This is a genomic window from Streptomyces tremellae (assembly GCF_039540215.1).
Classification (GTDB): Bacteria; Actinomycetota; Actinomycetes; order Streptomycetales; family Streptomycetaceae; genus Streptomyces; species Streptomyces tremellae.
Genome location: NZ_BAABEP010000006.1, coordinates 1 through 15,025, shown reverse-complemented (window position 1 = coordinate 15,025; position 15,025 = coordinate 1). Strand labels below are relative to the sequence as shown.

Sequence of the window (15,025 nt, the reverse complement as noted above, 5' to 3'; positions counted from 1 at the left end):
ACGATGTGTGCTGTGCTCATGTACCTCACGGTGCCATGTGCGCCGCGTCGGTGGGAGAGCGGTCCGCGGTCCGGACGGCGGGTCCGGGCCACGGCCGTGCGCGCGGCCCGGCCTGCGTGGGGGGCCGGCCTCTGCGCGGCCCCGCTTCCGCGCGGCCCGGCCTGCGTGGGGGTCCGGCCTCCGTGCGGCCCGGCCTCCGTGCGGGCCCCGGTTGGCCTCCGCAAGGTCCGGCTCCGGCCGGTGCGGCCTCCGCGCGGTCCGTCCCGTCCGTCCCCTGGCCCGCCCGGGGGGCCTGCCCCGTCAGGCCGTGACCGCGGCGACCAGCTCCATCAGGCCGTCCACGTGCCAGTCGGCCGTCTTCAGCACGTCCGGGTCGTCGGCCCAGTAGTGGCCCCAGGGGCCGCGGCGCAGGTGCGCGGTGCGCAGGCCGGCGGCGTGGGCGGGGAAGATGTCGTTCGCCGGGTGGTCGCCGACGTACACCGTCTCGTGCTCCTCGGCTTCCGCCGCGTCCCGCACCCGGCGGAAGAACTCCGGGTCGGGCTTGGCGGTGCCCCACTCGCCCGACGTGGCGATCAGGTCGGCGGGCAGGTCGAGCGCGCGCAGCAGTTCGCCGGCGCGCGCGGTCTGGTTGCCCGCGACCACGACGCGCAGGCCGCGCGCCCTGAGGTCGGCGAGCGCGGGCCGCACGTCCTGGTAGAGGTCGCTCTCGTCGAGGAACTCGCCGCGCCCCGCCGCCTCGCGCGCCGCGTACGAGGAGGGGACGTCGATGCCGGGGCTGACGAGGCGCAGCGCGTCGGCGCTGTCCCGCCCCTCGGCCACGACGGCGCCGACGAGGGCGGACACGGTGTGGCGCGGCACCTGGAGCCAGTCGGCCCAGGCCCCCCAGTAGCGGTCGTCGCGAACGAGGGTCTCACCGATGTCGAGGACTACTGCGCGGATCATGCCGGGCATCGTAGGACGGCGCGCACGCCCGGTCGGGGACCGTGCTCCTCGCGCCGCGGGCATGTCGCCGTGTGCGAAGCTGCGCGTATGGACACAGCCAAGCTCGAACTCGCCGTCCAGCGCTACCGCGAGGCGGAGGAGGCGCTGGAGGCCGCGCACGCCGACGTACGGGCGGAGGCCGTCGCCGCCCTGCGCGAGGCGCCGGGGCAGGAGGGTGAGGCGGAGATCGCCCGGATCACCGGCTGGACGCCGGAGTTCGTGCTCGGCCTGCTGAACGGGCGGGGCTGAGGCGGCGGGGCGGCCGGAGCGCGCCCGCAGCGGCGGGCGGCGGCCCGGCGCCGGCACGGCCCGCGCGCCTCCGCCCCTCAGCCCTTCCAGACCAGCGCCTTCACCACCGCCGCCGACACCGTGACCTTCGTGGACTGGAAGGTCTTCACGCGGATGCGCATGCCGTGGCCCGACGGAAGGTGGTTGGCGATCGGCACCGTCGCGTAGGTCTTGCCCGCGGTGGCGATCACCTCGGCGATCGGGTGGTCGAGCACGTAGGTGCCCTTGGAGTCCACCTCCGACTGGCGCACCTGGATCTGCGCGCCCACGGGCGCGCCCTCGATGCACAGGCTGACCGTGCCCGTGAAGCGTGCCTTGCCGCGCACGAAGACGCTGCCGTCCGTGCCGTGGTCGCCGGTCTCGTCCGTCCACTCCTTGGTGAACTCGATGGCGTCCCAGTCCTGGCCGGGGTTGATCGTGTACGGCTTGTCCAGGCCGAGGTTGACGAACTGGGGCATGTCGTCCTCCGAGTCGGTGCCCGCGGCCCATGCGCGCAGGGCGGTCGCGGACAGGTAGCACAGCGACCTGTCCACCGGGGTGCTGGTGAACTGCCAGAACAGCGGCGCCTGTCCTGACGGGTGCGGGCGGGGCGCCGCCTCCGCCTTCGCGTACGAGACGGCCGTGGTGCCCCAGGTGTACGCCGGGTACCACAGCGTGACACCCGCGGGCACATGGCCCTTGGCGAGGTCGTCGCCCGAGGTGTAGACGCCCACCCGCTGGCCGGGGAACGCCTTGCGCACGGCGGCGATCCAGTCCGTCACGTACGCCTTGATCTGGGCGGCCGAGCGGCCCGCGTAGTTGCGGCCGTCGCTGTAGCGCTCCAGGTCGAGCCAGTGGCAGAAGCCCTTGCCCGCATGGGACTTGACGGCGGACACATAGTTCGCGGCCTCCACGCTCGCGGGCTGGTTGGGCCAGGCGAAGTGGTAGGCGCCCGGCACGAGCCCGGCCTTCTTGATGCCGTTGATGTGCGTCGAGAACCGGGTGTCGTGGGTGTGTTCGCCCTCGCTCGCCTTGGCGAACGCGAAGACCACGCCGTCCGACTTGTGGGCGGCCCAGTCCTGCACGCCCTGGTAGGCGGATACGTCGACCCCTCGACTGGTGGCGGCCATCCGGTCTCCTCCGGTCCGTTGCGGCATGTTCCGCTGCGGGCGGGTGCGTACGGCCGTACCGCGGAGGCCTCCACCGGCCTCCCGGCGTACGGGCGGACGGCGGACGCGGCCCGCCCTGTCTACGTCATCGGTACCAGATTCCCCGGCCGCGGCGGGAGTTGTCTCCATCTTCTGCACGAAACCTTCCGCTTCCTGCACGCCGGTGACCGCCGGCCGCCAGAGTGTGGCGGCCGGGCGGCGGAGGTGTGGACGGCAGCCGAGCGTACGGGCGAGGGGGCCGCGCGGGCGGGGGAGAGGGGCGCCCCGCCGGTCAGCGCGCGGGCGCCGCGGCCACCACCTCGATGTCCGCGTGCAGCCGCCTGGTGTGGTCCACCTCCCGTACGGGCCCGGTCAGTTCGACCGCCGCCCGCAGCCTGGTGTCCGCCTCGGCCGCGGAGGAGGCGAGGCGCAGCTCCAGCGCGCCGGGTTCCACGATCCGCCGCCCGTCGACGCCGGTGAAGGACGCGAGGTCCGCGGGCACGCCCACGCCGACGCGCGCCGACTCGCCCGGACCGAGCGTGGTCCGCGCCCAGCCGATCAGCCGCTGCACGGGCCGGACGACGGAGGCGACCGGGTCGTGCAGGTAGAGCTGCGCGACCTCGGTGCCGCGCCGCCGCCCGGTGTTGGTGACGGTGAAGGAGAGGGCGAGCCGCCCGTCGGTGGGCGCGCTCGCGGCGCTGACGACCAGGTCCGACCAGCCGAAGGTGGTGTAGGTGAGGCCGTGGCCGAACGCGAACGCCGGGGTCGGGTCGACGCTGGAGACCGCGGAGCGGCCGGCGAGCGGCGGCGCGAGATACGTCGAGGGCTGGGCGCCGGGCAGCCGCGGCACGCTCACCGGCAGCCGGCCGCAGGGCGCGACCCGGCCGGAGAGCACCCCGGCGAGCGCGCGGGTGCCCTCCTGGCCGGGGAAGAACGCCTGCACGACGGCCGCGGCCTCCGCCGCCGCGCGGCCGAGCGCGTAGGGGCGGCCCGCGAGCAGCACCGCGACGACCGGCGTGCCGCTGTCCAGCAGGGCGTCGAGCAGCTCCTGCTGGACGCCGGGCAGGGCGAGGTCGGGCGCGTCGCACCCCTCGCCGCTGGTGCCGCGGCCGAACAGTCCGGCCCGGTCGCCGAGCGCGGCGACGACCACGTCCGCGCCGCGCGCGGCGGCGACGGCCCCGGGGATCCCCGCGGCGTCCGGCGTGTCGACGCCGCAGCCCTCGGCGCTGACGACCTCGGCGTCCGGGAACTCCGCCGCCAACGCCTCACGAAGCGTGGGCAGTTGAATGCCGGGTTCCAGGCCGGGGTGCTGGGCGCCGATATGCACGGGGAAGGAGTAGCAGCCGAGGACCGCGGTCGGGCTCTCGGCCTGCGGGCCCACCACGGCGATCCGCAGCGGACCCGCCCCGCCGCCCGCCGCCGTGGCCCCGCGGCCGGTGAGCGGCAGCGTGCCGTCGTTGGCGAGCAGGACCACCGCCTCCTCGGCGAGCCGGCGCGCGAGGGCGCGGTTGCCGGGGGAGTCCAGGTCGACCGTGCCGCGCAGTAGTCCGGCGGCACGCTCCGCTGCCGCGCCGTCCGCTGCCGTGCCGTCGGGCGCCGTACCGTCCGCCGACGCCGCGGCGAGTGCGGGCGGCACCGGCGACCAGTCGTCGTCCAGCAGGCCGAGCGCGGCCTTCTGCGCGAGGACCCGGCGCAGCGCACGGTCCACCACCTGCTCGGGGACCCGGCCCGCCGCGACCGCCTCACGCAGCGGCGCGCCGAACGTCTTCACGGTCGGCAGCTCCACGTCCACGCCCGCGCCCAGCGCGGTCGCCGCCGCGTCCCCGTCGTCGCCCGCGACGCCGTGCAGGGTGCGCAGGAACTCCACACCGAAGTAGTCCGCCACGACCGTGCCGGTGAAGCCCCATGTCTCGCGCAGCAGTCCGGTGAGCAGGGCGGCGTCGGCGGCGGACGGGATGCCGTCGGTGTCGGTGTAGGCGTGCATGACGGAGCGCGCGCCGCCCTCCCGCACGGCCATCTCGAACGGCGGCAGCACCACGTCGGCCCGCTCGCGCGGTCCCATGCCGACCGGCGCGAGGTTGCGGCCCGCGCGGGACGCCGAGTAGCCCGCGAAGTGCTTGAGCGTCGCGACCACGCCCGACGACTCCAACCCCCGCACGTACGCGGTCGCCACCACGCCGACCAGGTACGGGTCCTCGCCGATGGTCTCCTCGACCCGGCCCCACCGGGCGTCGCGCACCACGTCGAGCACCGGCGCGAGGCCCTGGTGGACGCCGACCGCGCGCATGTCGCGTCCGATGGCCGCCGCCGTCTCCCGTACGAGGTCGGGGTCGAAGGACGCGCCCCAGGACAGCGGCACCGGATAGGCGGTGGCGCCCCACGCGGCGAACCCGGCCAGGCACTCGTCGTGGGCGAGCGCGGGTATACCGAAGCGGTTCCCCGCCGCGATCAGCCGCTGCGTCCGCAGCAGCGACAGCGCGCCGAGCGCCGGGTCGACCGGCGCGGTGCCGAACGGCCGCGTCAGCTGGCCGAGTCCGGCCGGCAGCAGCTCGGCGAGGCGCGGCGGTGCCGCCATCTCGTGCTGGTGCGGGGCGACTTCGGCGCCGTCCGCGGAGGCGCCCGCCCACAGCCCGTACAGCTGCGCGAGCTTCTCCTCCACCGTCATCGCGGCGACCAGCTCCGTCACCCGGGCGGCGCGGCGCGCCTCACGGTCCCCGGAGGCCGTGTTCTTACCGGTCGCGTTCACTTTCCTCCGACTCCCATGAGGCCCTGGACGAGCGCTCGGCGGGCGAACAGGTAGACGAGCAGGACGGGCACGGTGGAGAGCACCACCGCGGCGAGCAGCGCGGGGATGTCGACCCCGTACTGCGTCTGGAAGTTGTAGAGGCCCAGGGTGAGGACCTTGGTGCTCTCCGACTGGGTGAGCACCAGCGGGAAGAGGAAGCCGTTCCAGGCCTGGAGGGCGGAGAACACCGTGATCGTGGAGAGGCCGCCCCTGGACAGCGGCACCACCAGCTGGAAGAAGACCCGGCGGGTGTCCGCGCCGTCGATGGCCATCGCCTCGAACAGCTCGCCGCCGATGTCGCGCATGGTGCCGGTGAGGATCAGCGCGCACACCGGCAGGCAGAACGCGGCGGTCGGCAGGATCACCCCGATCAGGTTGTCGTAGAGCCCGGCCTTGCTGATCAGGTAGAACATCGGCACGATCACCGCCTGCGCGGGCACCGCGAGGCCGAGCAGGAAGACCCGGAAGACGGTCGACGTGGCGCGGCCCCGGTTGCGGACGATCGCGAAGGCGAGCGGCGGCACCAGCAGCAGCACGAGTGCCACCACGCTCGCCGTGACCACCGCGGTGTTGAGGAAGTAGCGGCCGAAGCCGCCCTCGAAGTCCCGGGCGAAGTTGGCGAGGGAGAAGCCGGCGGGCGGCGAGAGCGGGCCGTTCGCCGTGTACTCGGGCCGGTCGCGCACGGCCGCGCCGAGCATCACGTACACCGGCAGGCCCACCACGCACAGCCACAGAAAAGCGCCCGCGCCCGCGAGGTGGTTGGGCCGCCTGCCGACCGCGGCGCCGGCCGCCTCGGCGCGCCGCGCCGTCCGCCGCCCCGGGCGCCCGGCGCGGGTCTTTGCCGGGTGCGGCAGCGCGCTCATGACAGGCCCTCCTGGGTCCCGGCCATCCGGTCGTAGCCGGAGAGGCGCACCACGACGAGCGAGACGGCCGTTGCCACCACCACGAGCAGCAGCGCGATCGCCGCGCCCGCGCCGTAGTCGAAGCCCTTGAACGCCTTCTCGTACATGTAGTAGGCGGTGATGGTGGTGTCGCTGCCCGGACCGCCCTGGGTGAGGATCAGAACCGAGTCGAAGGTGGTGAGGCCGCCCACCACCATCAGGATCACCGACGTGACGACGGCGTTGCGCAGCTGCGGCAGGGTGACGTGGAGGAACTGCCGCACGCGGCCCGCGCCGTCGACCGCGGCCGCCTGGTAGAGCACCTTCGGGATGGCCCGGGTCGCCCCCTGGTAGATCAGCGAGTGCAGCGGCGTGTACTGCCAGGCGCTGACGACCACGAGCACCCCGATCGCGCCGGTGCGCGAGCCGAGCAGATTCCCGTCGCCGAACAGCCAGCGGGCCTGCGCGGGCACCCCGAAGTTGGGGTCGAGCAGGGCCCGCCACAGCACCGACACCGCCGTCACCGAGAGCAGCAGCGGCACGAAGAACACCGCGGCGAGCACCGCGCGGCCGCGCTGCGGGCCCGCGGCCCACACCCCGATCAGCAGGGAGAGCGGGGTCTGCACCAGCACGCCGAGCCCGGTGAGCAGCACGCTCAGCCACAGGCTCTGGAGCATCACCGGGTCCTGGAACAGCTTGGTCCAGTTGGTGAGTCCGGCGAAGGCGGGCGAGCCGAGCCCGCTCCAGCTGGTGAAGGAGAGCACCGCCACAAGCACCAGCGGGACCAGTGCGAAGAGGCCGAAGAACGCGAGGGCGGGCAGGGCCCAGACCACACCGGGCCGCGCCGTGCCCCGGGCGGTGGCGCGGCCCCGGGCGCGCGCCGCTGTCGTCGGTGCGGACGTCATGGCGTCGTCGTCCCCGCCGTCAGCTCGCGTCCAGGGCCTGCATGGCCTTGACGAAGCCGTCCGCGTCGCTCTGGCCGTCGGTGAACCGCTGCACCGCCTGGTAGACCGGCGTCATCGCGGCCGGCGGGTACGCCTGGTCCCAGGAGACCTGGAAGGACGGCGCCTTGGAGACGAGGCCGAGCTGGAACCTCGCGTACGCCGGGTCGTCGCTGGTGTCGAGGAACTTCTCGGTGTTCGTGGTGGTCGGCAGGTTGCCGATGGCGAGCTGCGCCTTGACGAACGTGTCGGAGTACATGAGCTTCAGGAACTTCGCGACGGCCGCGGGCTGCTTCGTCTTCTTCATCACGGAGTAGAAGTTGTTGGTGTTGCCGACCAGATCGGCGGGGTCGCCCTTGCCGCCCGGCACGCTCGGGAATGTGCTGTAGCCGAGGTCCTTCGCCGCGAAGCCGGGGTCCCCGTCCTTCTGCGTGGAGTACTCCCACGAGCCCATCAGCTCGAAGCCCGCCCTGCCCGCCGCGAGGAGCTGCGCGGAGCCGCCGTCGGTGAACTTCACCGAGTCGAAGTTGGTGCCGAACGCGCCGGCGTCCACGAGCTGCCTGATCTTCGCGAGCGCCGCCCTGCTGTCCTGGCTCGCCCAGACGCCGGTGTCACCGCCGACGGCCTTCTCGAACAGGCCGGGGCCCGCGATCCGGTCGTAGAGGTACTCGAACCACATCATGGTGGTCCACCTGTCGCCGCCGCCGAGCGCGACCGGGGTGACGCCGTGCGCCTTGAGCTCCTTGACCGCGGCGAGCAGGTCGTCCCAGGTCTTCGGCGGGGTGACGCCCGCGTCCGCGAGCACCTTCTTGTTGCTGAACAGCAGCACGGGCTGGGTGCCGCGCATCGGGACGCCGTACGCCTTCCCGCCGATCTTCGCCGTGTTGTAGACGGACGGCAGGAAGTGGTCGCCGACCTTCGGGTCGTCCTTGAAGACCTCGTCGAGCGGCATCAGCAGCCCGGCCTCGACGAAGGGCTGGATCGAACCGCCGCCCCAGTTGAAGAAGACGTCGGGAGCCTGCGGGGTGTTGATGACCGTCTGCAGCTTCTGCTGGTAGTCGGCGCCCGGGATGGTGTCGAGCACGGCCTTCACGGGGGAGGTCCTGTTGAACTCCGTGACGATCTGCTTCTCGACCTTGTTGCCCGCGTCGCCGTAGACGAGCACGTGGAACTCCTGGGCGCCGCCCCGGCCCGAGCCGCCGCCGCAGGCGGTCAGGGACGCGCCGAGCAGCAGGGCCGCGCCCGCGCCCGCGGCGGCGCGCACGGCGCCGCAGGGCCGCGCCCCCGGGCCGGACGCGGCCGTCCCGCCCGCCGCGTGCCCCGCCGTGCCCCTCGCCGGCCGCCCGCGCCTCGGCCTGCGCAGCGACGTCCATGTCGGTATCCGCATCGGGTCCCCTTCGGCACACATGGGTCCGGACCGGCGGGTCCGGAAGGACGGCTCGGAAAGAAGTATCGAAAGTGTCGATATCATTCCCGAAAGCTCTATGGACGGGGACCGTAGGGAAGGCGGCTCACGGCGTCAACAGTCCCGTCACGCGGGCGGCTTCGCGCAATCAAACTGTTACCGAGCGCCCGTGCTCTATCCTTCAGCCATGGCAGATGACAGGAGCGCGGGCAGGATCACCCTGGCCCAGGTCGCGGCCGAGGCCGGTGTGTCGCTCTCGACAGTTTCGAAAGTGCTCAACGGACGGCCCGACGTCTCCGCCCCGACGCGCGTCAGGGTCGAGGAACTCCTCGACGAGCACGGCTACCGGCGCTCCGCGCCCACCCCGCCCGAGGCCCCGCTGCTGGAGATCGTCTTCCACGAGCTGGACAGCATCTGGTCGATGCAACTGATCAGGGGCGTGCAGAACATCGCGCGACGCAACGGTGTCAGCGTGGTCCTCACCGAGACGGGCACCCGGCACTCGCCCGGCGCCGACTGGGTCGAGGGCGTGCTGCGCCGCCGCCCGCTCGGCGTCGTCCTGGTCTTCTCGACCCTGCCGGACGAGCTGAAGAAGAAGCTCTGGTCCCGCGCCATCCCGTTCGTGATCGTCGACCCGGCCGGGGACCCCGAGCCCGACGTGCCCTCGGTCGGCTCGGCCAACTGGGCCGGCGGCCTCGCCGCCACCCGCCATCTGCTCGACCTCGGGCACCGCAGGATCGCGGTGATCACGGGCCCCGAGGACATGCTCTGCTCGCTCGCACGCCTCGACGGCTTCCGCTCGGCGCTCGGCATGGCGGGCATCGCGCCCGACCCGGCGCTCGTGCGCTACGGCGACTTCCATGTCGCGTCGGGCCGGGAGCACGCGCTCGACCTGCTGCGCGGCCCCGACAGGCCCACCGCGGTCTTCGCGGGCAGCGACCTCCAGGCGCTCGGCGTGCTGGAGGCCGCGCGGGTCCTCGGCCTCCAGGTCCCCGAGGACCTCTCGGTCGTCGGCTACGACGACATCCCGCCGGCCCAGTGGTCGAGCCCCGCCCTCACCACCGTCAACCAGCCGCTCGAACGGATGGCCGAGGAGGCCGCGCAGATGTTGCTGCGGCTGCGCGGGGACCGGGGCGCGGGCCGCGCGGAACCCCGGCAGGACGACCGGGCGGAGGGGGCGGGCCCCGAGACCCGCATCGAGCTCGGCACCCGCCTCGTCGTACGGGACAGCACGCGCGCGCCGAAGGAGCCCGCCGGGCGGTGAGCCGCCGTCCGCGCGGGGGGCGCGGACCGGGCCGCCGGGCGCGTCGCCGCGTACGACCGGCGCGGCCGTGCGCGGCAGGACCGTGCGCGGCACGGCGCACCGCGTAGGCCGTACGCGGCACGGCCTGCGCGGGGCGCGTCCGTACGCGGCACACTTGAGGCAGGTGCCGCAGCATCAAGACCCTCCGTCCGCCCGCGCTCCCCGAAGAGGCCACCGAGGACGAGATCACGGCCGCGGCGCTCCAGTACGTGCGCAAGGTGTCCGGCTTCCGCGCCCCTGCCGCGCACAACCGCGAGGTCTTCGACCGGGCCGTCGCGGAGATCACCGCGTCCACCGCACGCCTGCTGTCCGGCCTCGACGTGCGGGGCGGCCCCGCGCGGCGGGAGCCCGTAGGCCGCTGAGGGCGGGCGGCGGCCGGAGTTACGCGGCGCGGGCCGCGGCGGGGTCGGCGGCGGGTGCGGGCTCGCAGCCGATCACCTGCACCGCACCCGGCTGCGCGGCCGGGGGCGCGGGCGCGGCCTGCGCGGCGCCCCGCGCGTGCGGGCGCCGCACGACATACGCAGCCAGCGCCCCCGCGCCGAACAGCGCGAGCACCGAGAGCGCCGTGCCGAACCAGCTCGTGCCGAGCCACTGCCCGCCGAAGTACCCGAGGCCGACGCTGTAGACGGTCCACGCCGCGCCCGCAAGCGCCGACCAGGGGAGGAACTCCTTCGTCCTGCGCTGCGAGGCCCCCGCGCCGAACGACATCACCGAGCGGCCCGCCGGCGCGAAGCGCGCGATCACGACGAGGGCGCCGCCGCCCGCGGCGAGCGCCCTGCCCAGGCTTGCGTGCGCCTTGGCGAGGCGGCGCGAGCGGGTCAGAGCGCCGGTGAGCCTGCCGCTGCGCGCGATACGGAAAGCGGCCAGGTCGCCGAGGACCGAGGCGGTCGTCGCGCACAGGCCGAGCAGGATCAGCGAGGCGATCTCGTGCGGCAGCCGGCTCGTGCCCGCCATCCGGTCGGCGGCGTGCGCGACCGTCGAGGAGCCCGCGGCCGTGGCGGTCGCGGTGGCGGCGGTCACGACGAGCACACCGCTCGGCAGCACGGGCAGGAAGACGTCGAGCAGGACGGAGAGCGCCACGACGGCGTAGATCCACGGGCTGCTCGCGAGCGACCCAAGACTCTCCAGCACGGTGCCCTGTTCCCCGATCCCGTCTCGACTCCGGACCCGGTGGAACGGGTTCCCGGTCTGCGCCCTGATGCGCGGCCGCGGGTTGTCGCAGGGGAGCGGCGGAAGCGGCCTACCAGCCAAACAGCGTACGCCCGCGTGCTGTGCGCGGTTCCGCCGCCGTGCGTGATGTTGTCCACTTCGAGATGTGTGGAGTTCGTTTCCGCCTGGTATGCAGCCCGGCCGTCCCGATACCGTCGCGCGGGGTGTGCGCCCGGGTGCCGAGCGTGGCGACCGTGCAGGTGGGCGGCGGGCACGGGCGCCGGAACCGGTCAGGCGGCGACCGCGTCACCCACCGGGCGCTCGCCGCTCCCGGCCCCGTCCCCGCCGCCCGGGGCGCGGGCCGCGCCCCGCGCGCGGCCGAGGGAGAGCGCGCCTGGCCCCATGACGGTGATCAGCAGGAAGGCCCAGCAGAAGAACACGGCGGCCTCGCCGCCGTTCTGGAGCGGCAGCACGCCGTGTGCCTGGTGGACGCTGAAGTACGCGAAGGCCATCGAGCCGGAATCGACGAGGGCCACCGGCCGGGCGGCGAGCCCGGTCAGCACGAGGGCGCCCCCCACGAGCTGGATGACGGCCGCGTACCAGCCGGGCCAGGCGCCCACCGGTACCGCCCGCATGCCGAGGACGCCGAACAGGGTGGCCACCCCGTGGCAGGTGAAGAGGAGGCCGACGACGATGCGGAACAGGCCGAGTGCGTACGGCTGTGCCCGATCGAGCCGGCCGAACAGTCGTGACATGAGGAGGGGACTCCTTCGCCCTGGGGGGTTGGTCTGGACCTGTGGAATCTCCCCGGGGCGTGCGGGAGCCGAATCGTCTCCCACGAGATCGATGGTTTCGCACGAACGAAACGCGTCGAGCCCGAACGCCCCTTTCTCCCGCAGTCGTTCACTTACCGCGCGGCCGGATTGCGTGGCATCCCGCCGTCTGCGGCGGTCTGCCCCGCGCCCGCCGACGGCCGAAAACCGCGTCCACGCGCCGGGCGGTCAGCCGTGGTGTGGCGTCAGGGTGCGGGCGTCGACCGTGACCAGGCGGGGCGGGGCTGAGCCGTCCGCGCGGCTCTGGTCGAGCCGCAGGTCGGCGCGGCGGCCCTCCAGGGTCAGGGTCATCAGCTGGTTGCCGAACCAGGGGCCGCCCGTGCGGTGCCACGCCACCGGCGGCGCGCCGAGGCGGCCGTGGCGCCGCAGGGCCCTGCCGACCCACCGGCCGAGGACGTTCCAGCCCAGCCGGAAGGTGACCTTCATGTAGCCGGGGACCGAGTTGTGCACGGGCGAGCAGGTGAGCTGCGCGACGCGGGAGGCGACCCCGTCCGCCGCCCGGCCACCGGGCCACGAGGCCTCCGCGATGTACGCGTGGTGCACATCGCCCGAGAGCACGCACACCGTCGCCGGCGCCCCGGCACCGCTGCCGACCTCGGCTATCAGCCCGGTCAACTCCTCGAAGGAGCGCGGGAACGCGGGCCAGTGCTCCAGGTCGGCCGCCCGCCGCAGCCGCTCCCCGAGCCGCGCCCAGCGCGCGCCGCGCCCACCGCCGCACAGCACCGAGTCCCAGCTCTCCAGGTCGTGGATCATCGGCGGCAGCAGCCACGGCAGCGACGTGCCGAGCAGCAGGTGGTCGTACGAACCGGGCGCGTCGAGCACCTGCTCGCGCACCCAGCCCATCTCGTCCTCCCCGACCATCGCCCGCGCGTCCTCGGCCAGCACCCGCGCGCCCCGCGAGTCGATCACCACGAGGCGGGTCCTGCCGAAGTCGCGCCGGTAGCTCCACCGGACGCTCGCCGGGTCGCGGTCCGCGCGCCGCGCGAACTCCCGCACCGGGGCCGTCGCGTCGGCCGCCGCGCGCACCTCCTTGACCAGCTCGTCGGCCGCGAGCTGCGCGGGGGAGAGATTGCCCAGGTGCTGGTAGACCCAGTACGACATCAGGCCGCTGACGATCCGCTCGTCCCACCAGCCGGTGCGGCGCATCTGCGCCACCCACGCCGCGCTGGTGTTCCAGTCGTCTATGACGTCGTGGTCGTCGAAGACCATGCAGCTCGGCACCGTCGACAGCAGCCACCGCACCTCGGGGTCGCCCCAGGACTCGTCGTACAGGCGCGTGTACTCCTCGAAGTCGGCCACCTGCGTGCCGGGCGGCTCCGAGAGGTCGCGGCGGCGGGCCAGCCACTCCTGGGTGCCGGGCGAGGTCTCGTCCGCGTAGACCTGGTCGCCGACGAGCAGCAGCACGTCGGGGCGGTCCCCGGGCTCCGCCCCCGCGAGCCGCAGCGCCAGCGTGTCCAGCGCGTCCGGACCGACCGGGTCCGGCGCGTCCTTCGCGGGTCTGGCCCACCGGCAGGAGCCGAACGCGACGCGGGCCCGGTCCGCGCCCGCGTCCGGCGTGCGTATCGCGCTCGGCGGGAACGCGCCGTCCCGGCGCGGCCACACCAGACCGCCGTCGAGCCGCACCTCGTACTGCGTCGACGTGCCGGGCGTGAGTCCCGCCACCTCCACAAGCGCGTAGTGGTGGCCCGCCACCTCGAAGGTCGGGGCCGAGCCCGACGCGCCGTCCGCGCACCGCACCTCGGCCGTGCACGCCGCGTCCGCCTCCACCCACACCGTCGCCGTGCCGGAGCCGTCCCATGCGACGTGCCGCAGCACGGGCCCCAGCCGAAGCCCCGTCACCTGCCCCTCCTCCATCCGTCCTCCATCCGTCATCCGTCCGCGCTCCCCGCGCCACGCTTCCGTCCGCCCGTACGCTACGGACACCGTGACTGCTGCCCCGTGGCGGGCCCCTGGCCACCCGCCGCGGCCCCGGCTTTTCCCGAGGGACATCCCTGAGATCTCCCCGACATACGGCACGGACGCGGTACGAATGGGTCCATGCGACTCACCGACGAGGAGGCGGCACGGCGGCTCGGCGCGGCCCGGGTGCTGCGGCTCGCGACCGTGGGCCCGGACGGGGCGCCGCACCAGGTGCCCGCGACCTTCGCCAGGTACGCGGGCCCGCGCGGCGACCGTATCGCCATCGCCGTCGACCACAAGCCCAAGCGCCACCGCGACCTGCGCCGCCTGCGCAACATCGAGGCGGAGCCGCGGGTGTGCGCGCTCGCCGACGCGTACAGCGACGACTGGACCCGGCTGTGGTGGGTGCGCGCGGACGGCACGGCCCGCGTGCTCTACGGCGAGGACGGCCCGCCCGGCCCCGAGGGCCGGGCGGAACGCGGCCCTACGGCCTGCGAACAGGCGGAACGCGCAACGGCGTTGGACCTGCTCGTCGCCAAGTACCCGCAGTACACGGCGAGACGGCCGGACGGGCCGGTGATCGTCATCGACGTCGGGAAGCTGACCGGATGGGCATACACGGATCCGGTCGCGTAGGTCTTGTGGAGGCGGCGCACCGAGGGCGGCGCCACCGTGCCCGGCGCGGGATCATGTTCCGTGATGGCCCCCCACGCGACGGACGAGAGCCCGTTCGACACACTGTTCTGCGGACTGCTGCCCCGGCTGTACCGCAGGGCCGTCATGCTCGCGGGCACGCCCCACGCCGCCGAGGACGCGGTGCACGAGACCTATCTCAAACTGGTGGCGCGCCCGGAGAAGCTGCTCGGCCATCCCGAGCCGTACGCCTACGCCTTCAGAGCGATGCTCAGCGCCGTGCACGACGCCCGCAGGAAGGAGAAGCGCCACGTGCTGACCGACGCGCCGGAGAGCCTCGCGGGTGCCGAGGGCGCCGCGGGCGGTGTCGCGCCCGCCGTCGCCTGGGACGGCGGATTCGAGCGGCGGCAGGGCGAGTTGGAGGCGATGCGGCTGCTCGGTGGCCTCTCCGCGCGGCAGGCCGCCGTGGTGATCCTGGTGGACCTCGACGGCTACACCCTCGACCAGGCCGCCCGGATCATGCGGGTGCACCGGGGCACCGCTGCCCGGCACCGCACCCGCGCGCTCGGTGCCCTGCGGGCCGAGTTGACCCGGTCCTGCGCGGAGGGCGGGGGCGGCCATGACAGGGCCTGAGGCCGAGGGCCCGGCCGGCCGCGACGGCCCCGGGACCCCCGTGGACGAGCAGCGGCTCGCCGCGGCGCTCGGCGCGCGGCTGCGCGCGGCCGACGACGCCCTCACCGTCCCGCCGGGGCTGTGGGAGCGGGTACGCGCGGCGCCCCCCGCCGCGTCGCGCAGGCGCC

14 protein-coding genes and 1 pseudogene are annotated in these 15,025 nt (G+C 74.5%); 6 read left to right on the top strand and 9 right to left on the bottom strand.

The window, feature by feature from the left end; genetic code table 11:
• Window positions 1-300: 300 nt before the first annotated feature.
• A complete protein-coding gene (locus tag ABEA77_RS06930; RefSeq protein WP_345642677.1) occupies window positions 301-942 on the bottom strand; it encodes an HAD family hydrolase in 642 nt (213 codons plus the stop codon).
• 87 nt (window positions 943-1,029) lie between these two features.
• Here ABEA77_RS06930 and ABEA77_RS06925 point away from each other — a divergent pair, with 87 nt between their 5' ends.
• Window positions 1,030-1,230, top strand: a complete 201-nt coding sequence (locus ABEA77_RS06925; RefSeq protein ID WP_345642675.1) for a hypothetical protein — start codon at window positions 1,030-1,032, stop codon at window positions 1,228-1,230.
• Between the two features lie 77 nt (window positions 1,231-1,307).
• On the opposite strand, the gene ABEA77_RS06920 is transcribed toward ABEA77_RS06925, so the two are convergent.
• From ABEA77_RS06920 to ABEA77_RS06900, 5 genes are all read right to left on the bottom strand, one after another.
• Complete coding sequence (locus ABEA77_RS06920; RefSeq protein WP_345642673.1) at window positions 1,308-2,378, bottom strand: glycoside hydrolase family 25 protein; 1,071 nt, start codon at window positions 2,376-2,378, stop codon at window positions 1,308-1,310.
• 310 nt (window positions 2,379-2,688) lie between these two features.
• The gene (locus ABEA77_RS06915) at window positions 2,689-5,142 is read right to left on the bottom strand and encodes a beta-xylosidase/alpha-l-arabinosidase (RefSeq protein ID WP_486389438.1); all 2,454 of its coding nucleotides are present in this window, start codon (window positions 5,140-5,142) and stop codon (window positions 2,689-2,691) included.
• The gene (locus ABEA77_RS06910) at window positions 5,139-6,044 is read right to left on the bottom strand and encodes a carbohydrate ABC transporter permease (protein WP_345642670.1); all 906 of its coding nucleotides are present in this window, start codon (window positions 6,042-6,044) and stop codon (window positions 5,139-5,141) included. The genes ABEA77_RS06915 and ABEA77_RS06910 overlap by 4 nt, the downstream gene beginning before the upstream one ends.
• Complete coding sequence (locus tag ABEA77_RS06905; protein ID WP_345642668.1) at window positions 6,041-6,967, bottom strand: carbohydrate ABC transporter permease; 927 nt, start codon at window positions 6,965-6,967, stop codon at window positions 6,041-6,043. The genes ABEA77_RS06910 and ABEA77_RS06905 overlap by 4 nt, the downstream gene beginning before the upstream one ends.
• Before the next feature lie 19 nt (window positions 6,968-6,986).
• Window positions 6,987-8,390: an extracellular solute-binding protein gene (locus ABEA77_RS06900; RefSeq protein ID WP_345642665.1), complete on the bottom strand. Its 1,404-nt coding sequence runs from the start codon at window positions 8,388-8,390 to the stop codon at window positions 6,987-6,989.
• Window positions 8,391-8,595: 205 nt separating this feature from the next.
• Between ABEA77_RS06900 and ABEA77_RS06895 the strand changes: the two genes are divergently transcribed.
• A complete protein-coding gene (locus tag ABEA77_RS06895; RefSeq protein ID WP_345642662.1) occupies window positions 8,596-9,672 on the top strand; it encodes a LacI family DNA-binding transcriptional regulator in 1,077 nt (358 codons plus the stop codon).
• Window positions 9,673-9,845: 173 nt separating this feature from the next.
• On the top strand, window positions 9,846-10,073 hold the full coding sequence (locus ABEA77_RS06890; RefSeq protein ID WP_345643119.1) for a DUF2277 domain-containing protein: 228 nt from the start codon (window positions 9,846-9,848) through the stop codon (window positions 10,071-10,073).
• A gap of 19 nt (window positions 10,074-10,092) precedes the next feature.
• Here the strand turns inward: ABEA77_RS06890 and ABEA77_RS06885 are convergent, their stop codons facing one another.
• The 3 genes from ABEA77_RS06885 to ABEA77_RS06875 form a co-directional block, all read right to left on the bottom strand.
• On the bottom strand, window positions 10,093-10,842 hold the full coding sequence (locus ABEA77_RS06885; protein WP_345642659.1) for a DedA family protein: 750 nt from the start codon (window positions 10,840-10,842) through the stop codon (window positions 10,093-10,095).
• Window positions 10,843-11,150: 308 nt separating this feature from the next.
• Entirely contained in the window at window positions 11,151-11,615 is a 465-nt protein-coding gene (locus ABEA77_RS06880; RefSeq protein WP_425588218.1) for a DoxX family protein, read from the bottom strand.
• A 246-nt stretch (window positions 11,616-11,861) separates the two neighbouring features.
• Window positions 11,862-13,565 carry an alkaline phosphatase D family protein gene (locus ABEA77_RS06875; protein WP_425588217.1) on the bottom strand — a complete coding sequence of 568 codons (1,704 nt, stop codon included), beginning with the start codon at window positions 13,563-13,565 and terminating at the stop codon, window positions 11,862-11,864.
• Window positions 13,566-13,730: 165 nt separating this feature from the next.
• Between ABEA77_RS06875 and ABEA77_RS06870 the strand changes: the two genes are divergently transcribed.
• From ABEA77_RS06870 to ABEA77_RS06860, 3 genes and pseudogenes are all read left to right on the top strand, one after another.
• Window positions 13,731-14,228, top strand: a complete 498-nt coding sequence (locus ABEA77_RS06870) for a TIGR03668 family PPOX class F420-dependent oxidoreductase (protein ID WP_345642656.1) — start codon at window positions 13,731-13,733, stop codon at window positions 14,226-14,228.
• Between the two features lie 63 nt (window positions 14,229-14,291).
• Window positions 14,292-14,858, top strand: coding sequence for an RNA polymerase sigma factor (locus tag ABEA77_RS06865; RefSeq protein ID WP_345642653.1), 567 nt, complete (start codon window positions 14,292-14,294; stop codon window positions 14,856-14,858).
• A pseudogene (locus tag ABEA77_RS06860) lies at window positions 14,845-15,025 on the top strand (hypothetical protein); the annotation flags it as partial. The gene ABEA77_RS06865 and the pseudogene ABEA77_RS06860, both read left to right, overlap by 14 nt.